This window comes from Mesorhizobium sp. M0340 (genome assembly GCF_040321535.1).
Classification (GTDB): domain Bacteria; phylum Pseudomonadota; class Alphaproteobacteria; order Rhizobiales; family Rhizobiaceae; genus Mesorhizobium.
This window is the reverse complement of sequence record NZ_JAMYRR010000024.1, coordinates 60,628-82,020: the sequence shown is the minus strand read 5'-3', so window position 1 is coordinate 82,020 and position 21,393 is coordinate 60,628. Positions and strand designations below refer to the sequence as shown.

Below are 21,393 nucleotides of genomic sequence, written 5' to 3'. Positions count from 1 at the left end.
CCACAAGACCTCATTCGCTCTCTAGTCCGGTCGCGTCCGCTAGTACATTAGTATCCTACTCCCCTACTCCCCTACTCCCCTACAGGCCCGATCTATGCCGCTTGCTTCTGTGACGAGTTTCTCCACAAGCGCGGCGGCCGGCATCTGCCGCAGCTTCGCAACGCCCTGCCCGGCCCAAATGGGCAAGAAGTCAGCCCGCTTGCTTTCATCCTTTGCCATCGAAAGCGGCATGACCAGACTCGCCTGTAGCGGAAACGCCAGCGCAGCATCTTCCTCACCAGCCATTTCCATCACAAACCGGTTGCGCACCACGCGCGCCGGGCGGCCCGTGAAGCAGCGAGTCACCGACGTGCTCTCGTCGTTGGCCGAGCGCAATGCTGCGCGATAGACTGGCTGCACATTGGCTTCAGGACAGGCCAGGAAAGCCGTGCCGATCTGCACACCAGATGCACCAAGTGCAAAGCTCGCAGCAATGCCGCGACCGTCGAAGATACCGCCCGCGGCAATTACAGGCACCCGCACGGCATCAACAATCTGCGGTACGAGGGCCATGGTGCCGGCTGTGCCGATAGCAGGGTCGCCAGTGAACGTGCCGCGATGCCCACCGGCCTCGTATCCCTGGGCGATAATGGCGTCCACCCCTCCTGCCTCAAGCTGGCGCGCTTCCGAGACGGTGGTAGCCGAACACAAGACAGTACAGCCGGCCGCTTTCAACTGCTGCACAATTGCGGTGTCGGGTAGGCCGAAGTGGAAGCTGACCACCTTCGGGCGCAGCTCGAGCACAATTTCGAGACGCTCACGATCGAAGGTGGGGAAGGGCTCGCCCGGCTCGGGCACCGGTCCGAGGCCGACCTCCTCATAGCAGCCGCGAAGGCGGTCGCGCAAAGTTTGGGCAGCCGCATCATCGGGTGCCGGCGCCGGGTGCGCAAAGAAGTTGACGTTGACCGGACGATTGGTGGCGTGCTGTGTCGCCGTGAGCTGCTCGCGGATAGCCGCCGCAGGCAGAATACCGCATCCGAGCGAGCCTAGTGCCCCGGCATTGCTGACCGCCGCCGCGAGTTCCGGTGTGGTGACGCCGCTCATCGGCGCCTGGATTATCGGGTGCTCAATGCCGAGGAGTTCCAGAAGATCAGTGCGCATCCACATTGGATCACCCTCCTCTTTCTCCCAGGAGAGATTAGCTTAACTGACTTCCAGCTCAAGTCGGACAGGACCTTCGAACCGCCGGCTGCAGGCCGATGCAAGCTGGCGGAGTTCGGCGTCGATCCTAACCCAGCTGCCGTCGATGCGCCGGGCTGGCGCCGTGTTTACGACACGCCATGCAGCCGGCCGATCCGCCAGCCGCCGCCGGCATTAGCGTCCGACTTCCGATCCGACATAGGCGATGCGCAGCATGTTGGTCGAACCGGGCGTCCTGAGCGGAACGCCGGCCGTGATGATGACGCGGTCGCCGGGCTTGCCGAAACCTTCGTCGAAGGCGATGCGGCAGGCGCGATCGACCATATCGTCGAGGTCGATGGCATCGGGAGAAACGACGCAATGCGTGCCCCACAACAGCGACAGCCGCCGCGCCGTGTTGAGGATCGGCGACAATGCAACGATCGGCACTTGCGGCCGCTCACGCGCGGCGCGCAGGCCGGTTGTACCCGAGGCCGTGTAGGTGATGATGGCCGACAGCTTCAGCGTCTCGGCGATCTCGCGGGCAGCAAGCGAAATGGCGTCGGCGCCGGTCGCTTCCGGTTCCGAGCGCTGCGCGTTGATGATGCCGGCATAGGTCGGGTCGGTTTCGACCTTGGTGGCGATCCGGTTCATCATCGCCACCGCCTCGACCGGGTAGGCGCCGGCGGCGGACTCCGCCGAAAGCATGATCGCGTCGGCGCCTTCAAACACGGCGATCGAGACGTCCGAGACTTCGGCGCGGGTCGGCACCGGCGCGGTGATCATCGATTCCAGCATCTGCGTGGCAACCACCACAGGCTTGCCGGCGCGGCGGGCGGCGCGGGTGATCTGCTTCTGAATGCCGGGCACGGCTTCGAGCGGCATCTCGACGCCGAGATCGCCGCGGGCGACCATTAGCGCATCCGAAAGCTCGATGATCTCGGCCAGCCGGGCGACGGCCTGCGGCTTTTCGATCTTGGCCATGATCAGCGCCCGGCCGCGCGCGATCTTGCGCGCTTCGGCCAGGTCCTCGGGCCGCTGCACGAAGGACAGCGCCACCCAGTCGACGCCGGTCGCCAGAACCGCGTCAAGATCCCGGCGGTCCTTTTCCGTCAGCGCGCCGACCGGCAGGTCGGTGTCGGGCAGACTGACGCCCTTCTTGTCGGAAATGGTGGTGCCGGCGACGACGGTGCAGACGATCGCCTTGCCGTTGCTGCTGACCGCCTTGAGCTCGAGCTTGCCGTCGTCGATCAGCAGGCGATGACCAGCCTCGACCGAACGCAGGATTTCGGGATGCGGCAGGTAGACCCTCGTCGAATTGCCGGGCTCGGGATTGTCGTCGAGCGTGAAGGTCTGGCCGACGGTCAACACCTCTTTGCCGCTGGCGAACTTACCGACGCGCAGCTTTGGCCCTTGCAGGTCGGCGAGAACGCCGATCGGCCGGCCGACCGCCTCCTCGACGGCACGAATGCGGCCGACAAGCGTCCGCATCAATTCATGGTCGGTGTGGCTCATATTGATGCGGAACACGTCGGCGCCGGCTTCGAACAGCTTCTTCAGCATCTCCTCGGACGAGGAGGCCGGACCGATGGTGGCGAGGATCTTGACCTTGCGGCTGCGTCTCATTGACTGTTTGTTCCCGGGGCGGCTGCAGCGCCATCCGTTGCGGGCTCGTCAGTCAGCTGGACCATCCAGCTTGCCTGCTCGCCCGTGTCATATTCCTGAAATCCGGCGCGCTGAAAGCCCCGGGCGACGCAGTCGGTAACGCCGGCAATCTTGAACTCTTTTTCGGCCACGCACATGTTGATCGGGCCATCCCAGCGTCCGCCGCGCTCGGCGTCTTCTGCATAAAGATAGTAAAACCTTGATGACAACGGTCCCTCGATCAGCGTCTTGCAGCTCGATCCTTCGATGTGCCACCAGCCTTCGGTGATCCAGCCGGCCTTGGCGCGATAGCCGATGCCGACGCCTACCAGGTTCTGCGTGGCGTTGCAGACCCGGAAATCGGCCCGTGCCGGCGAGGCCGTGATCACCGCGAAAAGGCCCATTGCCGGTATCAGGAGCGGCATGGCCAAGGCATGGCGCACACGCAGCCTGCCGGCGAAACCCATCCTGAAACCCCTCAAGAACCACATTTGCATCTCTCAACGCCCCTTTTCGGAAAAGTCCGTACGCATGTCAACGCGCCGATCTGTCCAATTCCAATCGATTTAGAAGGCTCCGGCGCGCTTGCGGTCGCCCCCGCTCAGTTTTTTGCAGAAACCGTGGCTAAACAACGGCATTGCGCAAGCGTTCTCTTCGTGGAATGACGATACCACCCTCCCAGGAAGCCCGCGAACAGACCTTTCCCGCCGATGACCCGATCCACAGTTTTCGCGCCTTTCGACATTGTCGAAGGCGACCGCAAGCGCGGCATGGTGCTTTTGGCCGATCACGCTCGCCGCGACCTGCCGGAGGAATATGGCAGCCTTGGCCTGCCAGCGGCGGAGTTCGACCGCCACATCGCCTACGACATCGGCGTCGAGACTGTAACCCGCGAACTCGCAAGTCTGCTCGGCGTTCCGGCGGTGCTTGCCAATTTTTCACGGCTGCTGATCGATCCCAATCGCGGCGAGGACGATCCAACGCTGATTCGCCAGCTCTATGACGGCACCATCATCCCGGGAAATTATCCCATGGCGCCGGAGGAACGCGAAAGACGTCTGGACCGCTTTTACCGCCCCTATCATGATGCCGTCGGCGCCATGATCGCCTCGGTGGCGCAAGCGTCCGCGCAGGCACCTTTCATCTTTTCGGTGCATTCCTTCACACCGACCATGCAGGGCTTCGTGCGGCCGTGGCACGTCGGCATATTATGGGATCTCGACGATCGCGTTGCGCGGCCGCTGATCGACATGCTCGCCAAGGACAAGAGCCTCATCGTCGGCGACAACGAACCCTATGACGGCGCACTGCGCGGCGATACCATGTTCAGGCACGCCATCGTCAACGGATTTGCCCATGCGCTGCTCGAGATCCGCCAGGACCTGATCGCCGACCTTAAGGGTGCCCTCGACTGGGCCGAACGGCTGGCGCCGATCGTTGACGCGATCGATCGACGTGCCGATATACATGCGGTGAAAATATTCGGCTCGCGCACCGGACCGGTGTGACGGAAGGCCCAAGGGACGCCAAAGACATGACCGAACTCAGCGACGAACAAAAGCGCGATTTCGAAGCCGCTGCCTTCCGCCGGCTGGTTGCGCATCTGCGCGAGCGTTCCGACGTGCAGAACATCGACCTGATGAACCTCGCCGGCTTCTGCCGCAACTGCCTGTCCAACTGGTACCGCGATGCGGCGCAGGCCGAGGGTGTCGAACTCAGCAAGGAACAGTCGCGCGAGATCATCTACGGCATGCCCTATGCCGAGTGGCAGGCACTGAACCAGATCGAAGCCTCCGATGCCAAGAAGGCCGAGTTCGAGGCAAGGCGCCCCAGGGATCACTAGGGGAGGAGGCCGTGCCTAAGATTGACGTTGCCGACGTGCCCGGACGCAAGGGCTCATCCTATCCACCGCCGTTCGACACCTTGTGCCGAACGCGTGCGGCAGCGGCTGGGCAACGCAGGCGGGCTCACCGACTTCGGCATCAATCTCATGCGCCTGCCGCCGGGCAACTGGTCGAGCCAGCGCCACTGGCATTCGCACGAAGACGAATTCGTCTACGTGCTTGAAGGCGAGCTGACGCTCGTCGAAGATGCCGGCGAGACGGTGCTGCGCGCCGGTGACTGCGCGGCCTTTCCGAAAGGATCAGGCAACGGCCATCACATGATCAATAAATCGGGCGCGATGGCGATCTATCTCGAAGTCGGTTCGCGCTGGCCCGACGACGTCGCCACCTGCTCCGACATCGACATGATGAGCACCAACGTTGATGGCCGGTTTGTGCACAAGGATGGCGCGCCTTATCCCGAGCCGTAAGCATTTCGAAGTGGACCGCCGAGATGGTTGGCCGACGCGAGAGGACGTAGCGTCTGGTCCAAGCACTTTCGGCGAACAGCGCTTGACTGTGAATTGAATCGATCTAATTTGCCGCGCGAAGCCATTTCCGGACCGGATTCTACCCGATGGACGCGCAGAAAATGACGCAGACCGCGATTCGTGGACGCTGGGCAGTGGCCGGCATCTTCCTCGCCAATGGCTTCCTGACCGGGAGCTGGGCGCCGCAGATCCCGGTGTTCCTCACCCGGCTGGACATCAGCAAATTCACGCTCGGCCTGTTGATTCTGTTGTTCGGGGCCGGGGCCGTAACCGCCATGACCTGGTGCGGCCATCTGATCTCGAAGCATGGCTCGCGCACTGTGCTGCGCTGGTTCGGACTTGCCGGCAGCTTCGGCCTGTTGGTCGTGGCTCTGGCCCCCAACGTGCCCTTGGCGGCAATCGCCATGTTCATCTTCGGCGGTTCGATCGGCGGCATGGACGTCGCCATGAATGCCAATGCAGTGGCAGTCGAACGGCGGCTGTCCCGTGCCATCATGTCGTCCTCGCACGGCTTCTGGAGCCTTGGCGGTTTCGCTGGCGGCGCTTTGGGCGGTTTCGCCATCCAGAACTACGGTCACCTCGCCCATGCGACGGTGGTGACGGCTCTTGCCTTTGCCGTCATCGCCGTAGCGATCCGCTACCTGATCGCCGAGGACAAGCACCCAGCCCCCGAGCACCACAAATTCGCGCTGCCGGCAAACCCTCTGGTCTATCTGGTTGGGCTGATGGCACTGCTGACGATGATCTCCGAAGGTGCGGTGCTCGACTGGGCTGCGCTGTATCTCAGGCAGGAGCTCGGCGCCGATCTTGCCATCGCAGGCCTGGCCTACGCCGCCTTTTCCGGTGTCATGGCCGTCATGCGCTTCCTTGGCGATGGCGTCCGCAACCGTTTCGGTGCCGTTACGACGTTGCGTGCCTCGGCTCTTGCCGCTGCTGCCGGCATGCTGGTGGCCGGGCTGGCGCCCTCGCCGTGGCTCGCCATTGCCGCCTTTGCCTTTTGCGGCCTCGGCATTGCCAACATGGTGCCGATCATCTTTTCGGCCGGCGGCAACCAGGAAGGCATGGCGTCCGGCACCGGCATGAGCGTCGTCACCACAATGGGTTACTCAGGCATTCTGGTGGCGCCGTCGGCGATCGGCTTCATCGCCGAACACTCGAGCTTCGGCCCGATCTTCGTCGCTCTGTCCGGGCTGCTGATCGTCGTGCTGTTGATGGCCGGCCTCGCTCACCGCGCGGAATTTGCTGCCGAGCCAGCACCGGCTGAATAGCGCTTGAGCTCTTCGTAGAGGAAATCCGCGACGCGGCGGATGCGGACGCTGGAACGCACGTCGCGGTGCATGGCCAGCCACACCGGCAGCGTCGGCAGCGGGAGACCCGGCAGCACTGTCTCGACCAGCGGATCACGGTCGGCGAGCGGCTCCTGGCCAAAGCCGATGCCGTTTCCCGCCCGCACTGCTTCCCACAGCACGATCTGATTATCGGTCCTGAAGCGGAAGGCATTGCGGGCAAGCGGGACGCCGAACTGGGCAAAGCCGCGAATGATCTCATCGCTGCGATCGAAGCCGACCAGATCATGGCCGGCGAGATCGCGGGCCTCGCGCGGACGGCCACGCCGGTCGAGATAGGATTTTGCCGCGCAGGCGCGGAGCGGAATGTCGGTCACCTTGCGCGCGACCAGTTCATTCTGCGCCGGCTTGACCATGCGAATGGCGATATCGGCATCGCGACGCAGCAGATTCTCGACCTGGTTCGAGGCGACGATCTCGACCTCGATGCCCGGCTCCTCGAAACCAAGCCTCGCTGTGATTTCCGGCAGCACATAGGCCGCCACCACTTCGCTGGCGGCAATGCGCACCGTACCCTCTATCGCCTCGACCGATCCCAGCGCAAGCAGCGAAAAGGCGCTTGCCTGCTCGCTCACCGCACGACCCTGTTCAAAGAGCGTGCTGCCTGCTTCCGTGAGCGCATAGCCACGCCGCCCGCGCCGGAACAGGGTGACGCCGAGCGCCTGTTCCAGCTCGGCGATGTGGCGGCCGAGCGTCGGCTGGCTTGCGGCAAGTTTTCGCGCGGCGGCCGACAGGCTGCCGGTCTCCGCCACCGTGACGAAACTCTTGATCAGGTTCCAATCGATATCCATTCAAAATTGAATATCAGATCGCCATCATTAGTCAATTTTCATTCGCTTGCGAAGAGACCACAACAGGGTCTCAACACAAACACGGAGACGAACAATGACCAAGATCGCAATTCTCGGCGCCAACGGCCGGCTCGGCCGCACGGTGGCCAAGGCCTTCCTCGATGCCGGCTACGATGTCCGCGCCGTCACCCGCGGCGGCAAGGTGCCGGCCGAGCTTAAAGGCGCCACGGCAATCGCCGGCGACGCGCTCGACCGCAACGCGCTGATCCGCGCCACCGAAGGCGTCGACATCATCTTCAACGGCCTCAACCCGCTCTACACCGACTGGGGCAAGTGTCTGCCGATGGCGGAGAACGTCATGGCTGCCTGTCGGGCGAACGGCGCACTGCATCTCTTCCCGGGCACCGTCTACAATTACGGCTCGCCGATGCCGGCGGTGATCGCCGAAGACACGCCGTTTCGCCCGACGACGGAAAAGGGCCGCATCCGCGTCGCCATGGAAGATCTGTTTCGCCGCGAGGCCGACGCGGGTCGGGTGCGCACGATCCTGCTGCGCGCCGGTGATTTCTTCGGCGGCACCGGCAGCGGATCGTGGTTCGATCTGGTTGTCGCCGCCAAGATGACCAAGGGTATCTATACGGCACCGGGACCGGTCGATCTCGTGCATGAATGGGCCTATCTGCCCGACCTGGCCAAGGCCTTCGTCGGGCTGGCTGACAATCTCGACAAGCTCGGCTCATACGAGGCGCTGAATTTTCCTGGCCATGCGGTGACCGATCTGGACATCAAGGCGGCCGCGGAGAAAGCGCTCGGGCGCGCGCTGAAGCTGACGAAGATGCCGTGGTGGGTGCTGCGCGCCGGCAGCTCGTTCGTGGCGATGTGGCGCGAGATCGTTTCGATGTCCTATCTCCGCTTCGAGCCGCACCGGCTGGTTTCAGGCAGGCTGGAAGGCATTATCGGTACGATCCCGCACACGCCGCTGGAAGATGCAGTATCGGAAGCGCTTGAGGATATCGGCGTCGCCACCACCAAGCCGGTGCAGCAAGCTGCCCAATAAGGAAGTTGAAAAGACGGATGTCTGACGGTCATCCGCCGCTTGTCCGGACCAATGATTGCGCTCAGATCCGGCCCATCAACAGCAGCACCAGGACAACGATCAGGATGACGCCGACGATGCCGGATGGGCCGTAACCCCAGGACCGAGAATGCGGCCACGCCGGAACCGCGCCGATCAGGATAAGAATAAGAATAATGATGAGAATGGTGCTGATCGTCATCAGAAAATCCTCGCTTTGAGGTTGCAATGACGAAACAATGCAGAAGGCCGCCCATTGTTCCCGGGCGGCCTTTGCTTGATCAGGGCAGCAATCGGACTTTATTCGGCGGCCTTCGGGAAGGCGATCGCCGGCTCGGTGCCCAGATCGGCGTCCAGGCCTTTCGACGGGATGTCGGCCTTGCGACGCCCCAACAGGCTACTGAACCAGCCACCGCGCGCACCGGGTTTGACCTTGGCGCGCGTGAACACCATCAGCATCGACGGCGTTACCACCAGCGTCAGCACGGTGGCGAAGGACAGCCCGAAGACGATCGCCGAGGACAGCGAAATCCACCATTGCGTCGACGGCGCGTTGATCGTCGTCTCGTGGTGGAAGATTTCGAGGCCGAGGCCGAAAGCGATCGGCAGCACGCCAAGAATCGCCGACACTGCCGTCAGCACCACCGGGCGGGCACGTTCGCGGCAGGTCTGCAGAACGGCTTCGTATTTGTCCCAGCCCTCTTCGCGCAACCGGTCATAGGTGTCGATCAGCACGATGTTGTTGTTCACCACCACGCCGGCCAGCGCAATGACACCGATGCCCGACATGACGATGCCGAATGCCTGTCCCGTCAGCAGCAGCCCGAGGAACACGCCGATCGTCGCCATGACCACGCAGGACAGCACCAGCCAGACGCTGGTGAACTTGTTGAACTGCGCCAGAAGCACGATGAAGATCAGGAAGATCGCCGCACCGAAAGCTTTGCTGAGGAAGGCCCCGGCCTCTGCGCTGTCCTCATTCGAACCGGCAAGCTTCCAGCGAATGCCGCTGCCGAGGTTCATGTCGGCGACAGCTTTGGTGACCTCCTGCTGGACGGCAGCCACCTGGGCGCCGGCAGCGACGTTGGCCTGGACGACCACCGTTCGCGCGCCGTCGATGCGGTTAAGGATACCGACCGTCGGCTCCGGCTTGCGCACGACGAAGTTCGAGATCGGCACCGAGCCTTGCGCGGTCTGCACCCTGAGTTCGTCGAGCGTCGACAGCGTGCGCCGATCCTCGGGCAGGCGCAGCCTGATGTCCACCGCATCGTCGGCGCCGGCGGGCCGGTACTCGCTGAGCTTCAGCCCGTTGGTCACCAATTGCACGACCGTCCCGACCGCGGTCGGACTGATGCCGTACTGCGCCGCCTTGGCGCGATCGACTTCAAGCGCCCAGTCGACGCCGGGCGGCGCCAGACCGTCGGAAATATCGATGACGCCGGGCACCTTGGCAATGCGCGCGGCGACGGCGCGGGCCTTGTCGTCAAGGCCCTTCGGATCGACGGCCGAAAGCCTGATCTGGATCGGCTTGCCGGTGGGCGGGCCGGCTTCCGGCACGCGAACCTCGACGTCGACACCGGGAATGCCGGCCATCACGCCGCGCAGTTCGTCCAGGATTGAGTTCGCCGATTTGCGCTCGCGCCAGTCGACGAATTCGTACTGGATCACGCCGACCACGTCTTCCGGAACGTCCTGGCCGCCGCCCTGCGTCTTGCCTACACGGGTATAGACGGACTTCACGCCCGGCCAACCGAGCAGCCGATTTTCCGCCGTCTTGGTGGCCGCGTCCATTTCGGCAAGCGAAAGATTGCCGCGGGCGTGGACATAGAGCAGGCCGTAGTCAGGCTCGACATTCGGGAAGAATTCGACGCCGGCGCCGAATTTCGAATAGGCGTAGCCGACGCCGAACAACAGCGCCACAGTGAGGACAAGCACGGTGATGGGATAGTGCACCGCCTGCTTGACCACGGCCATGTACCAGCCGTCGCGATTGTCGTCGGGGTGATGGGCCGGCGCCTTGGCAAATATCGCGCCCAGCGTCGGTGCGAAGACCAGCGCATAGAGCATCGAGGCCGAGAGCGTCACGATCAGCGTGATCGGCATATATTTCATGAAGTCGCCGATGATGCCCGGCCAGAACAACAGCGGCGAGAAGGCGGCAATGCGCGTCATCGTAGCCGCGATGACCGGGCCGGCCATGCGCTTGGCGGCAAGCGCGAACGCCTCTTGCTTCGGCATGCCCTCGCTCATGCGACGCTCGGCGAATTCTGTGACGATGATGGCGTCGTCGACCAGCATGCCGACCGCCAGGATGAGGCTGAACAGCACGATCATGTTGATCGTGTAGCCCATCATTGCCAGCAACAGGATGCCGATCAGGAAGGATGAGGGGATGGCCAATCCGATCAGCAGCGAGGCACGGCCGGACAGCGCGTAGAGGATAACGATGAACACCAGGATGACGGCGATCATGACGTGGTTCTGCAGGTCGCCGAGCAACTGGTTCACGAAAACAGACTTGTCTTGCGTGTAGGTGACGTGCATGCCCTCCGGCATCGTCTTGATGAAGGCGTCGGACACCTCCCTGACCTTGCCAATCGTATCGATCAGGTTGGAGCCGATGCGCTTCTTCACCTCGATGGCAATCGCCGGCTTGCCGTCGAGGCGGGTAACCGTCTCGGCGTCCTTGAAGGTGGAGCGGATGGTGGCGATATCCTTGGCCTGCACCACTGCATTGGGGCCGGCGACGACCGGAAGCGCCGCCACATCCTCTGGCGTCTCGATAAGCGACGGCACCTTGACTGCGTATTTGCCCTCGGACCCTTCGATATTGCCGGCGGCGACAAGACTGTTGGAAGCGCCGACCGCACCGATCAACTGGTCGAGCTGCAGCCCGTAGGAAGACAGCTTCATCGGATCGATGACCACTTCGACGAGGTCGTCGCGCGCACCCTGCAGCGAGCCCTCGAGCACGCCAGGCACTTCCTCGATGCGGTCGCGCAACTCGCGCGCCGCCGCCGTCAGCACGCGCTCGGGCACCTCGCCCGACAGCGTCACGACCAGGACGGGGAACTCGGAAATGTTGACCTCTGAGACCACGGGCTCCTCGGCCGCTTGCGGCAGGTCGGCCTTGCCGTCCTGCACCTTGCTGCGCGTGTCTTGCAGCGCGGTGGCGAGATCCGTCTGTGGCTGGAATTCGACCAGCACATAACCGCCGCCCTGGAAGGCGGCCGAGCGCATCTCCTTGAGGCCCTTCAGGCTCTTCAGCTTGGCTTCCATCGGCCGCAGCAGGAGGCGCTCGGAATCTTCCGGCGAGATGCCCTGGTAGATCAGGCTGACATACATCATCGGAATCGGAACGTCCGGTTCCGCTTCCTTCGGCGTCGACTGGTAAGCGACCGCACCGGCAAGGATGAGAAAGACCAGGACCGAAATGGTCAGCCGGGCATTGCTGATTGCAAGTTTGACGATGTCCATGATTACTGCGTCCCGGTCGTCGCTTCGCCCAACAACTTTTGGATGGTCGCCTGGTCCGCTTCGACCGGCTTGACCACTTCGCCTTCCTTCACCAGCTCCTGGCCGGCGACGATGATGCGGGCGTCGGCCGGAATGCCGCCGAGCACCAGGCCGGTCGGCGTGTCGTCGACCAGGTCGATCGGGAAGAACACGACCTTGTCGTCCTTGTCGACGGCGCGGATGCCGAGGTCGCCCTTGTCGCCGAGCGTCACCACCGAGCGCGGCAGCATGACGGCGTCGGTCGGCTGGGCGCTGAGCGCGATTTCGGCCGTCATGCCGGCCGGTACGGAACCATCTGCATTCGGGATGGCGACTTCGACCCGGAAGGTACGGGTTGCCGAAGATGCATCCCGGCTGATGTAGCGCACGATGCCCTCGACGTTCTGGCCGCTGACCAGACGCACATTCGCCTTGTCACCGATCTTCAGATAGCCGAGATCGCGTTCGCTGACCTCGCCGCGCGCAATCACCGGGTCGAGGCTGAGAATAGTAGCCACCTCGCCGCCCTGCATCACGGAACTGCCAAGCTCCACCGGCACCCGGTCGATAACGCCGTCGAAGGGCGCCTTCACCTCGTTGCGGTCGAGTTCGGCTTGCGCTGCGTCCAGTTGCGACTTGGCCAGCGTCAGGTTGGAGCGGGCTGTATCGAGCTGCAACTTGGGCAGATTGCCGGTTTTCATCAGCCGCAGGGCAGCAGCCAGCTCTGCCTCACGCTGCACGACAAGCTGCTTGGCATTGTCGACCGCCGAGATTTTTTCCTCGGCGGCAAGCATCAGGATCAGGTCGCCGGTCTTGACGTGCTGACCCTGCTTGACCGGCAGCTTGTCGATGACGCCGGCGACGCGTGTCGCCAGGACGGCGCGCTTGTCGGCTTCGGTCAGTCCGGAAATGCGGATAGCGCGTGCATAGGTGCGCCGCGGCGGGGTTATGACCGCGACCGTGCGTAACGGCGCCTTGGGCTGTTCCGCCTCGGCAGTCCCCGGCTTGGCAGCCCCCTGTTCGCCAGTTTGGGGCTTGCCTGCGTCGGCTGTCTTGGGCTGCTCGACCTCTCCTGCCTTGGGCTTGTTGTCGGCGGACGCGCTGCCGACGGACGAGAACTCGCCTGTCGCCATCCAGCCGGCGAAACCGATGAGCACAACAATGGCTGCAAGCTTGTGAAACCTGAATTTCGGCATCGTTATTTTTCCAGTGCGCGGGGTTCGGCCAGGCCGCATCTTCTACTTGGGGCGCGTCGCCGATATGGGTGCGCGCGAGGCCGTATTCAAATTGCCGTGATCGGCGAAGCGCGCTTCTACCTCAAAGTTGCGGCGCAATATAGTCAGAAAAGTTGATGGATTGTTGCTTTGTTCGCAAAGATGCGGCTGCAGCATCGGCTGTTGATCGCCAAAACAGCGGTATGGCAGCAAGTGTCAGGATAATCGGACAGATTGCGATGTCATCTGCTTTGCGGAAGAGCAAGAGCAATTCCAGGAAAAGTGTGAAACGGTTTCCGTCCGGAATTGCGTCAAACAAAAAGAAAAAGATAGAGCGGTTCGGCGTTTCCGAAAGGATTGACCGTTCTAGGCCGGACGGCGGGCGGCCTCGGGCTGCTTGCGCGCCGCAAGAAACTCCTTGACCCGGCGGCCCGGCGCGGGCCCGCGTACCGGCTTCAGGCCGTCATCGAGCTCGCCGGACAGATCGATCGTCGGCCGCTTGCCGACGGCGTCGTAATTTTCTTCCAGCCAGTCACTGGCCGCGGTGCGGCCGAGGTCGCGCAGATAGGCAAGGAACGCCCATTCGGCATTGACCTTGGACGATGCCGACAAATCCTTGAACGCTTCGTCGGCATCGATGCGGTGCATGCGTATGTCGCGATATTCGCCGTGCGGCAGTCGGCCGGCGGCGATCAATTCCTTGACGAAGGCAATCGAGCGGAATTCGCGCAACAGCCCGGCATTGAAGGTGATCTCGTCGATGCGGTTTTGAATCTCATTGGCGCTCTTCGGCGTCCCCTCGCGGATCACCGGATTGATCTGAACCAAAAGCACGTCCTCGGTGGCCGCCGTCTTGAAGAACGGGAACAGTGCCGGGTTGCCGCCATAACCGCCATCCCAATAGGGCACGCCCTTGATCTCGACGGCACGGAACAATTGCGGCAAGCAGGCCGACGCCATCACCGTGTCGAGGTCGATCTCGCCGTCCGAGAAGACCCGCAACTGGCCGGTCTCGACATTGGTAGCGGAAATGAACAGTTCAATCGACTTGCAGGCGCGCACATTGTCGAAATCGATCTCACGTTCGACCACGTCGCGCAGCGGATTGATGGCGAGCGGATTGGCGACATAGGGCGAAAATACCCGAGACATCGTATCGAACAGGAAATAGCCGGGCGTGTTCTCGATCGACCAATTGCCCCAGGCGACGTCCCAAGGCATGCGCTGCACCGGGCTGAAGCGGCCCTTTGCCGCCACCGCACGCCAGAAATCGTCGAGCTTGCGCCGCGCACCCTCGACGCCGCCGCGGACAAAGCCGTCGGCCAGCGCCACGGCATTCATGGCGCCGGCGCTGGTGCCCGAAACCGCCGTTATATCGAGGCGCCCGTCCTCCAGCAGCCGATCGAGCACGCCCCAGGAAAACGCCCCGTGCGAGCCGCCGCCTTGCAGCGCGATGTTGATCTTCTTTGGCTCTTCCACCTTGCCGTTTTTCGGCATGGCGTGGCCCTTGACCGCTGGATGGCTCACTGAGCGGTCCAGCCGCCATCGACAGAGATGTGCGTGCCGTTGATCTGCGCCGCCGCATCCGAGCATAGGAACACTGCCGCCGCCGCAACCTGCTCGACGGCAACGAACTCCTTGGTCGGCTGCTTTTCGAGCATGACCTCGCGGACCACCGTCTCGCGGTCCATCTTGTTGGCCTTCATCTGATCGGGGATCTGCGCCTCGACCAGCGGCGTCAGCACATAGCCCGGACAAATGGCATTGCAGGTGATCTTGTCGCGCGCCAGCTCCAGGGCGACAGTCTTGGTCAAGCCCATAATGCCATGCTTGGCCGAGACATAGGCCGACTTGAACGGCGACGCGACCAAGCCGTGGGCCGAGGCGACGTTGACGATCCGGCCGCCACCGGCCTGTTTCATCAACGGAATGGCGGCGGCGATGGTATGGAAGGCCGATGACAGGTTGATGGCGATGATCGCATCCCACTTCTCGATCGGGAAGCTTTCCACCGGCGCGACATGCTGGATGCCGGCATTGTTGATCAGGATGTCGACCGAGCCGAATGCCTCGGCTGCCTTCGCCACCAAAGCCCGGCACTCGGCCGGTTTCGACATGTCGGCTTTGACATAGGCGGTCCTCACCTTGTGGTGCTTCGCGATCGCGTCTGCGATGGCGTGGTCGTCTGCGGTATCGGAAAAGGAATTGACGACGAGGTTGCAGCCTTCGGCCGCGAGCGCGTGGGCAGTGGCCAGGCCGATGCCCGAGGTAGAACCCGTGACGATGGCGGTTTTTCTGGTAGTCAAGGCTGGCTATTCCTTTGAAGTGGGTTCCCGCGGAACCATGTTGCACTGCAGCATATAGGTTCTCTGCCATCCAAGAACAGCGGATGTTTGGAGCAATGACATGAAATTTTTGTCATGAGACCTCTCTTATCTCAACGAGAGAGGCGTCCGGCACCGGCTATTGCGACCGGCTTCCGCAAGTATGCGAGGGAAAAATCCTCAAGCGACGAGGTCTGGGACCGGCCCGATATAGCGCGACTGCGGCCGGATCAGCCGTCCGCTCGTCTGCTGCTCGCGCGCATGGGCAATCCAGCCGGCGACGCGCCCGGCAGCAAAGACATTGGTGAACGCCTCTTTCGGAAAGCCCGCCGCTTCCAGCAGAAGTGCTGTGAAGAACTCGACATTGGTCTGGAGCGAGCGCGACGGCTTGGCAATGCGAAGCACTTCGAGCGCCGCTTGCTCCACGCTCTCGGCAAACGCCAGCCGGTGGCCGGCTTCGCCCTTGGCGCCGAGTTGCCGCACCACCGCTTTCAGCACGTCGGCACGCGGATCGCGCACGCGGTAGATGCGATGCCCGAAGCCCATGATGCGGCGGCCGCGCCCGATCTCGTCACGCAGCCAGCCGGCGGCGTCGCCATGCGCCTCGATCGCATCCAGCATCTCGATCACCGGACCTGGGGCGCCGCCATGCAGCGGCCCCTTGAGCGCTCCGAGCCCGGCCAGCACCGCCGAAGTAAGCCCGGCCTGCGTCGAAGCGACCACGCGCGCGGCGAAGGTCGATGCGTTGAGGCCATGGTCGCAAACCGTCACGAGATAGGCATCGAGCGCCTTCGCCAATTTGGGCGAGGCCGCAATGCCGGTCAGCATCCGCAGCATGTCGGCGGCATGATCGGCCTTGCTATCGGGCGCAATCGGGCTTTCGCCGCGCTGCAAGCGCAGCAAGGCCGGCGTCAGCACGGCAGGTGCTGCAACCAGCCGCAGCGCGTCCGGCAATTTGCCGCCGTCCGGCAGCAGCGCAATGCCGGCGCGCATCGCGCTGTAGATATCGAGGGATGCGAGAAACGGCAGCAAGGGTTCGATCTGCCCGAACACTTCGCTGCGCGCCCGACCGATCGCGTTCGCCAGCTCCTTGTCGTCGGGAAAATCGTCGAAAAAGCCGTCGAACAGCAGATGGACCACCTCGGCGTATTTCCAGCGGCCTGCCAGTTCGGGCAACGAATGGCCCCGGATGGTCAGGCGGCCGCCAAGACCGTCAACATCGGAGAGCACCGTTTCCGCCGCCACCACATCATCGAGCCCATTCGCCATTGGTTTTCTCCTTGACCCTTTCCGCGCGGTAGATAAGGGTTGGCGGCTGGATCATCAATCTTGATCAACAGAATCAACATGACAGGACTCACATGACGGAGTGGCTGACGCGGGACGAGGCCCTGGAGCGTCTCAAGGTGCGGGCCCAGACGCTCTATGCCTATGTCAGCCGCGGACGCATCGGCATGCGGCCGGATGGGGCGGATCCACGCCGTAGCCAGTATCGCGCCGATGACATCGCGGCGCTGGCGAGCCGCCGGGCGCGCGGCCGAAATCCCCAGGCCATCGCCGAAAGTGCAATTGCCTGGGGTGAGCCGGCGATAGCCACCACGATCTCGACCGTTTTGCACGGCCGCCTCATCTATCGCGGCCAGGATGCGGTTGCTCTCTGCGAGGCTGCCACGCTGGAGCAGACCGCAAACCTGCTTTGGGCATCTGACGCACCAGTGTCGTTTGTCTCGGCGAGCCGCGACGGCAACGGCGCAACTGGCCGGCCGGCCGCCTTCGTGGAATTGGCCGCGTTGGCGGCCAACGGCCGGCCTTCGCTCGGCCGCCGATCAGCTTCGCTCAACCACGATGCGGCCGGCGCCATCGCCGCCCTGGCCCAGGCGCTCGGCGCGATTCCCGGAACCGGTGCCGTGCACGAAAGGCTGGCGCGGGGATGGTCGCTCGATGCGGCCGGCGCAGACTTGATCCGCCGCTCGCTCGTACTGTTGGCCGATCACGAATTGAACGCATCGACCTTCGCCGCACGGGTCGCCGCGTCCACCGGCGCACCTGTTTCGGCCTGCCTGCTTGCCGGCCTCGCCACGCTCTCCGGTCCGCGCCATGGCGCCGCCGCGGAGGCCGTCATGATATTGGGTGAGGATGCGCAGAGATTGGGGCCGGAGGCGGCCGTCGGACGCTGGCTCGGTCACGACATGCCACTGCCCGGATTTGGCCATCCGCTTTATCCCGAAGGCGATCCGCGCGCCGAACCTTTGCTGGCCGCTATCGATGTCGATGATGGGCTGCTGCGGCTTTGCGATGCGGCCTTTGCGGCAACGGGCATGCGCCCGAACGTCGATTTCGCCTTGGCTGCGCTGACGCGCAGCCTCCGCTTGCCGTCCGATGCGCCGTTCCGTCTGTTTGCGCTCGGCCGCAGCGTCGGCTGGGCCGCGCACGCGGTGGAACAGGTGACAAGCAACGGCCTGATCCGGCCACGCGCCCGCTACCAGGGACCGCTGCCGGAGTTCCATTAGCTGGCGGCGCAATCCCGGGCCCTTTTTTGGGTGCTGGCGGATTTAAGCTTTAGATGGAATGGTCATACGGCTCATGAAAAGTCGGAGAGCCCGCTGCGCGGCCAGGGCTGGCGGCTCGGACGGATGCCATTCCCGGAAATGACCATCGAGCGCCATGCGTGCCAACCCATACACGAGTGCACGCGCGGCAAGCACAAGATGATCAAAGTCGGTGTCGGGAGCAAGCCGACCGTGTTGTTGCGCTTGCGTCAGCAAGTCGATCATCCTCCGCCGAATAGCCTCATTCTGATGACGAAGGCTGTCCGACGCTTCAAAATCAATTAGGGTTCTGGAACTGATGATCTGGAAATGCGTGGGGTTGGTAATTGCCCATTCCAGATAGCCTTGTCCGATTGCTTCGAAAGCCTCAATGGGATCTGCGCTGCCGATTTTCGACTGCGCCTTGGCAACAGCCTCTGTCAGCCGATCCATGGCCTGTTCGGCGACCGCGGTTAGCAACGCTGTTTTCGATCGAAAATGCCGGAATGGTGCGCCGGGTGAAACGCCGGCACGTTTTGCGGCTTCGCGTACGGAGACATGCTCGGCTCCCCGTTCCTCGATGATCTCCACGGTTGCCGTGATCAAGGCCTCGACAAGATTGCCATGATGGTATCGCTTGGCATGTCCGGCTTCGTCGGAATCAGTAGTCTTGGTCATCTCAGCCAAATAGCACGAGAGCGGAATGTAAACACTGATTATTTCCCTTGCGTTCGAGCGCTGCGTATGTAATCAATGTTTACATCGCAACGGAGGTTACCATGTTTCGCATCACCGCAACGACTGCCCTCGCTTTCTCCTTATTGTCGCTCGTGTCTGCCGAGGCCGAGGATCGGCCCACCCTGGAAATCGCCTGGCCGACCGCAGGTTCAGTTGTCGAACTGGGCAATGCTCCTGAGAAGGCGATAGGCGTCGTCGTCAGGAGCAACTTCAGGCTGCTCCCTGCGGGTGAGTGTGGGGAAATCAGCCAATGCGGCCACGTGCATATGAAGATCGATCCCGACGGAGACACCTGCAACATCCCCGGCAAGCCGTACAACAGCATGAACAGCGACTTTGGCGGTGACCTTATCAAGGCCCGTTTCGGCCATTGCCAGAATGCCGCCGGCAGACACGTAATCGGCGTGCTTCTTGCCGATGATCATCACCGGCCCATTCTAGTAGACGGCAAACCTGTTACCGCTCTGGTGACGGTGACCACGAAATAGAGCATGCCACGAAGCATAGCATGGATGACATCTCCGCCTTTCGAGACGAAGATGTTTTATCACACGGTCTGCTGAAGGAAGTTTCGGCCGGCACTTCGCTAGCCGGCAGTCAGGACATCGTGTCGAGCTTGCGCTGCATCGCGGCGATCTGCTCCTTCAGTTCCTGAAGGTCGTCGGGTTTTTCCGGTGTTTCCTTCCTGGCCGGTTCGGCCGGCGCTGCTGCCGGCGCAGAGCCCGCAGGCGGGAACGGTGTGAACAGCCGCATGGCGTTCTGGAACATTTCCATGTTGCGCCGCGTCTGCTCCTCCAGCACCTTGATCGGCGTGGCGATCTTCATCATGTCCATCGGCGACTTGCCGAGCGCATCTTTCATCTGTTCGCGAAAGCGTTCCTGCTCCTTAGAGAAGGCCAGCATCGACTGCTCGAGAAAGCTCGGCACGATCATCTGCATCTGGTCGCCGTAATAGGCGATGAGCTGACGCAGAAACGGGATCGGCAGCATGTTCTGCCCGTCCTTGTTCTCCAGCTCGAAGATGATCTGGGTCAGCACCGGATGCGTGATGTCGTCACCGGTCTTGGCGTCCTGGACAGTAAAGTCCTCGCCTTTTTTGACCATTTCAGCGAGATCCTCGAGCGTCACATAGGTGCTGGTGCCCGTATTGTAGAGACGGCGATTAGCATATTTCTTGATAACAATAGGTTCGTCTTTTGCGGCCATCTGCATCCTCCCCGGACACCGGGCAGCTTAAGTAAGCCGCCGGTAACGATTGCGCCTTTTTAAAGGATATGCGCAAAAGCGTCATGAATCCAAGCAGTTTGTGCAGTGCGGGAATATTTTATGCTGCGCAGCACGGACGGGCCGCCGTTGCAGCGACGGGCGGCATGCTTGCGGCAGTGGGACGCCACGCCTATTTCGGGTTTGACTCGGGTTGTGGAAAGGGCAAGAAAAGTCCCCGACGGCACCCGAAATCGTTCCCCGAAAGCCTGGAGAAGAACATGTCCGCTTCCAACGCCATCGTTGTCGCCAGTGCAGCGCGCACGCCTGTCGGCTCCTTCAACGGCGCCTTCGCCAACACGCCAGCCCATGAATTGGGTGCGGTCGCCGTCAGGGAAGCGCTTGTCCGTGCCGGCGTCGAGGGCAAGGAGGTGGACGAGGTCATTCTCGGCCAGATCCTGACCGCGGCCCAAGGGCAGAACCCGGCGCGGCAGGCGGCTATGGCCGCCGGCGTGCCGCAGGAGGCTACCTCCTGGGGCCTGAACCAGCTCTGCGGCTCGGGCTTGCGCGCCATCGCGCTCGGCATGCAGCAGATCGCCCAGGGCGACGCGAGGATCATCGTTGCCGGCGGCCAGGAATCGATGTCGATGGCTCCGCATGCGCAACATCTGCGCGGTGGCGTCAAGATGGGCGACTTCAAGCTGATCGACACCATGATCAAGGACGGCCTGACCGATGCCTTCTACGGCTATCATATGGGCAACACCGCGGAGAACGTCGCTCGCCAGTTCCAGATCACCCGCGACGACCAGGACCAGTTCGCACTGGCTTCCCAGAACAAGGCCGAGGCCGCGCAGAAAGCCGGAAAATTCAAGGACGAGATCGTTGCCTTCACAGTCAAGGGCAGGAAGGGCGACACCGTCGTCGACCAGGATGAATACATCCGCCACGGCGCGACAATCGATGCCATGACCAAACTCAAGCCGGCGTTCGACAAGGAAGGCACGGTGACAGCAGCCAATGCCTCCGGCATCAACGACGGCGCCGCAGCCGTGGTGCTGATGACCGAAGCGGAAGCCGCAAGGCGCGGCATCACACCTCTGGTGCGTATCGTTTCCTGGGCGACCGCCGGCGTCGACCCGCAAATCATGGGGACGGGACCGATCCCCTCCTCGCGCAAGGCGCTGGCCAAGGCCGGCTGGTCGGTCGGCGACCTCGATCTGGTCGAAGCCAACGAGGCCTTCGCCGCGCAGGCCTGCGCCGTCAACAAGGATATGGGCTGGGACCCGGCGATCGTCAATGTCAATGGCGGCGCCATCGCCATCGGCCATCCGGTCGGCGCCTCGGGTGCCCGCATCTTCAACACGCTGGTCTACGAGATGCGCCGCAGAAGTGCCAAGAAAGGTCTTGCCACGCTGTGCATCGGCGGCGGTATGGGCGTTGCCATGTGCGTGGAAGCATTGTGATGAGATAAGCGATACGAGTAGGATACTGGCGCAAAGC

At 62.9% G+C, this 21,393-nt stretch carries 19 protein-coding genes and 1 pseudogene; 8 read left to right on the top strand and 12 right to left on the bottom strand.

Features of this window, described 5'->3' with window-relative positions; all coding sequences use genetic code 11:
* Window positions 1–63: 63 nt before the first annotated feature.
* From NKI79_RS26830 to NKI79_RS26820, 3 genes are all read right to left on the bottom strand, one after another.
* A complete protein-coding gene (locus NKI79_RS26830) occupies window positions 64–1,146 on the bottom strand; it encodes an NAD(P)H-dependent flavin oxidoreductase (RefSeq protein WP_352805804.1) in 1,083 nt (360 codons plus the stop codon).
* A gap of 207 nt (window positions 1,147–1,353) precedes the next feature.
* A complete protein-coding gene (gene pyk, locus NKI79_RS26825; RefSeq protein ID WP_352805803.1) occupies window positions 1,354–2,784 on the bottom strand; it encodes a pyruvate kinase in 1,431 nt (476 codons plus the stop codon).
* Complete coding sequence (locus tag NKI79_RS26820) at window positions 2,781–3,245, bottom strand: DUF1036 domain-containing protein (protein WP_502894192.1); 465 nt, start codon at window positions 3,243–3,245, stop codon at window positions 2,781–2,783. Before NKI79_RS26820 ends, pyk begins: the two co-directional genes overlap by 4 nt.
* A 267-nt stretch (window positions 3,246–3,512) precedes the next feature.
* Here NKI79_RS26820 and NKI79_RS26815 point away from each other — a divergent pair, with 267 nt between their 5' ends.
* The 4 genes and pseudogenes from NKI79_RS26815 (at window position 3,513) to NKI79_RS26800 (ending at window position 6,444) form a co-directional block, all read left to right on the top strand.
* Window positions 3,513–4,310 carry an N-formylglutamate amidohydrolase gene (locus NKI79_RS26815; RefSeq protein WP_254816514.1) on the top strand — a complete coding sequence of 266 codons (798 nt, stop codon included), beginning with the start codon at window positions 3,513–3,515 and terminating at the stop codon, window positions 4,308–4,310.
* A 26-nt stretch (window positions 4,311–4,336) separates the two neighbouring features.
* Entirely contained in the window at window positions 4,337–4,645 is a 309-nt protein-coding gene (locus tag NKI79_RS26810) for a DUF1244 domain-containing protein (protein WP_254816513.1), read from the top strand.
* Between the two features lie 11 nt (window positions 4,646–4,656).
* A pseudogene (locus NKI79_RS26805) lies at window positions 4,657–5,116 on the top strand (cupin domain-containing protein).
* Window positions 5,117–5,262: 146 nt separating this feature from the next.
* Entirely contained in the window at window positions 5,263–6,444 is a 1,182-nt protein-coding gene (locus tag NKI79_RS26800; RefSeq protein WP_352805801.1) for an MFS transporter, read from the top strand.
* Here the strand turns inward: NKI79_RS26800 and NKI79_RS26795 are convergent.
* Window positions 6,402–7,313, bottom strand: a complete 912-nt coding sequence (locus tag NKI79_RS26795; RefSeq protein ID WP_254816510.1) for a LysR family transcriptional regulator — start codon at window positions 7,311–7,313, stop codon at window positions 6,402–6,404. The genes NKI79_RS26800 and NKI79_RS26795 overlap by 43 nt on opposite strands.
* A gap of 94 nt (window positions 7,314–7,407) precedes the next feature.
* On the opposite strand from NKI79_RS26795, the gene NKI79_RS26790 reads away from it, so the two are divergent.
* Entirely contained in the window at window positions 7,408–8,370 is a 963-nt protein-coding gene (locus NKI79_RS26790) for an SDR family oxidoreductase (RefSeq protein WP_352805799.1), read from the top strand.
* Window positions 8,371–8,431: 61 nt separating this feature from the next.
* Here the strand turns inward: NKI79_RS26790 and NKI79_RS26785 are convergent, their stop codons facing one another.
* The 6 genes from NKI79_RS26785 to NKI79_RS26760 all read right to left on the bottom strand — a co-directional run bounded on the left by NKI79_RS26785 (window position 8,432) and on the right by NKI79_RS26760 (window position 16,690).
* Window positions 8,432–8,590: a DUF3309 family protein gene (locus tag NKI79_RS26785; protein ID WP_023678456.1), complete on the bottom strand. Its 159-nt coding sequence runs from the start codon at window positions 8,588–8,590 to the stop codon at window positions 8,432–8,434.
* 98 nt (window positions 8,591–8,688) lie between these two features.
* Entirely contained in the window at window positions 8,689–11,865 is a 3,177-nt protein-coding gene (locus NKI79_RS26780) for an efflux RND transporter permease subunit (RefSeq protein ID WP_352805796.1), read from the bottom strand.
* Window positions 11,866–11,867: 2 nt separating this feature from the next.
* On the bottom strand, window positions 11,868–13,079 hold the full coding sequence (locus NKI79_RS26775) for an efflux RND transporter periplasmic adaptor subunit (RefSeq protein ID WP_352476139.1): 1,212 nt from the start codon (window positions 13,077–13,079) through the stop codon (window positions 11,868–11,870).
* A gap of 384 nt (window positions 13,080–13,463) precedes the next feature.
* Window positions 13,464–14,594 (bottom strand): patatin-like phospholipase family protein, encoded by a 1,131-nt coding sequence (locus NKI79_RS26770; RefSeq protein ID WP_352805807.1) that lies wholly within the window; start codon window positions 14,592–14,594, stop codon window positions 13,464–13,466.
* A 26-nt stretch (window positions 14,595–14,620) separates the two neighbouring features.
* A complete protein-coding gene (locus tag NKI79_RS26765; RefSeq protein ID WP_352805793.1) occupies window positions 14,621–15,403 on the bottom strand; it encodes a 3-hydroxybutyrate dehydrogenase in 783 nt (260 codons plus the stop codon).
* A gap of 198 nt (window positions 15,404–15,601) precedes the next feature.
* Window positions 15,602–16,690 carry a citrate synthase/methylcitrate synthase gene (locus NKI79_RS26760; protein ID WP_352801724.1) on the bottom strand — a complete coding sequence of 363 codons (1,089 nt, stop codon included), beginning with the start codon at window positions 16,688–16,690 and terminating at the stop codon, window positions 15,602–15,604.
* A 92-nt stretch (window positions 16,691–16,782) separates the two neighbouring features.
* On the opposite strand from NKI79_RS26760, the gene NKI79_RS26755 reads away from it, so the two are divergent.
* Entirely contained in the window at window positions 16,783–17,931 is a 1,149-nt protein-coding gene (locus tag NKI79_RS26755; RefSeq protein ID WP_352801722.1) for a citrate/2-methylcitrate synthase, read from the top strand.
* Between the two features lie 42 nt (window positions 17,932–17,973).
* Here NKI79_RS26755 and NKI79_RS26750 read toward each other — a convergent pair whose 3' ends face one another.
* Window positions 17,974–18,627 (bottom strand): TetR/AcrR family transcriptional regulator, encoded by a 654-nt coding sequence (locus tag NKI79_RS26750; protein WP_352801720.1) that lies wholly within the window; start codon window positions 18,625–18,627, stop codon window positions 17,974–17,976.
* A gap of 101 nt (window positions 18,628–18,728) precedes the next feature.
* On the opposite strand from NKI79_RS26750, the gene NKI79_RS26745 reads away from it, so the two are divergent.
* The gene (locus tag NKI79_RS26745) at window positions 18,729–19,175 is read left to right on the top strand and encodes a hypothetical protein (protein ID WP_352801718.1); all 447 of its coding nucleotides are present in this window, start codon (window positions 18,729–18,731) and stop codon (window positions 19,173–19,175) included.
* 109 nt (window positions 19,176–19,284) lie between these two features.
* Here NKI79_RS26745 and phaR read toward each other — a convergent pair whose 3' ends face one another.
* Window positions 19,285–19,893: a polyhydroxyalkanoate synthesis repressor PhaR gene (gene phaR, locus NKI79_RS26740; RefSeq protein WP_254816501.1), complete on the bottom strand. Its 609-nt coding sequence runs from the start codon at window positions 19,891–19,893 to the stop codon at window positions 19,285–19,287.
* A gap of 278 nt (window positions 19,894–20,171) precedes the next feature.
* Here phaR and NKI79_RS26735 point away from each other — a divergent pair, with 278 nt between their 5' ends.
* A complete protein-coding gene (locus tag NKI79_RS26735) occupies window positions 20,172–21,356 on the top strand; it encodes an acetyl-CoA C-acetyltransferase (RefSeq protein ID WP_254816500.1) in 1,185 nt (394 codons plus the stop codon).
* Window positions 21,357–21,393: the final 37 nt, after the last annotated feature.

Bases quoted from the DNA above. Each gene is read 5' to 3' on its own strand.
- phaR (WP_254816501.1), bottom strand. From the start codon at position 19,893: ATGGCCGCAAAAGACGAACCTATTGTTATCAAGAAATATGCTAATCGC.
- NKI79_RS26810 (WP_254816513.1), top strand. From the start codon at position 4,337: ATGACCGAACTCAGCGACGAACAAAAGCGCGATTTCGAAGCCGCTGCC.
- NKI79_RS26830 (WP_352805804.1), bottom strand. From the start codon at position 1,146: ATGTGGATGCGCACTGATCTTCTGGAACTCCTCGGCATTGAGCACCCG.
- NKI79_RS26815 (WP_254816514.1), top strand. From the start codon at position 3,513: ATGACCCGATCCACAGTTTTCGCGCCTTTCGACATTGTCGAAGGCGAC.
- NKI79_RS26755 (WP_352801722.1), top strand. From the start codon at position 16,783: ATGACGGAGTGGCTGACGCGGGACGAGGCCCTGGAGCGTCTCAAGGTG.
- NKI79_RS26795 (WP_254816510.1), bottom strand. From the start codon at position 7,313: ATGGATATCGATTGGAACCTGATCAAGAGTTTCGTCACGGTGGCGGAG.
- NKI79_RS26735 (WP_254816500.1), top strand. From the start codon at position 20,172: ATGTCCGCTTCCAACGCCATCGTTGTCGCCAGTGCAGCGCGCACGCCT.
- pyk (WP_352805803.1), bottom strand. From the start codon at position 2,784: ATGAGACGCAGCCGCAAGGTCAAGATCCTCGCCACCATCGGTCCGGCC.
- NKI79_RS26785 (WP_023678456.1), bottom strand. From the start codon at position 8,590: ATGACGATCAGCACCATTCTCATCATTATTCTTATTCTTATCCTGATC.
- NKI79_RS26770 (WP_352805807.1), bottom strand. From the start codon at position 14,594: ATGCCGAAAAACGGCAAGGTGGAAGAGCCAAAGAAGATCAACATCGCG.
- NKI79_RS26800 (WP_352805801.1), top strand. From the start codon at position 5,263: ATGGACGCGCAGAAAATGACGCAGACCGCGATTCGTGGACGCTGGGCA.
- NKI79_RS26750 (WP_352801720.1), bottom strand. From the start codon at position 18,627: ATGACCAAGACTACTGATTCCGACGAAGCCGGACATGCCAAGCGATAC.
- NKI79_RS26775 (WP_352476139.1), bottom strand. From the start codon at position 13,079: ATGCCGAAATTCAGGTTTCACAAGCTTGCAGCCATTGTTGTGCTCATC.
- NKI79_RS26745 (WP_352801718.1), top strand. From the start codon at position 18,729: ATGTTTCGCATCACCGCAACGACTGCCCTCGCTTTCTCCTTATTGTCG.
- NKI79_RS26780 (WP_352805796.1), bottom strand. From the start codon at position 11,865: ATGGACATCGTCAAACTTGCAATCAGCAATGCCCGGCTGACCATTTCG.
- NKI79_RS26790 (WP_352805799.1), top strand. From the start codon at position 7,408: ATGACCAAGATCGCAATTCTCGGCGCCAACGGCCGGCTCGGCCGCACG.
- NKI79_RS26760 (WP_352801724.1), bottom strand. From the start codon at position 16,690: ATGGCGAATGGGCTCGATGATGTGGTGGCGGCGGAAACGGTGCTCTCC.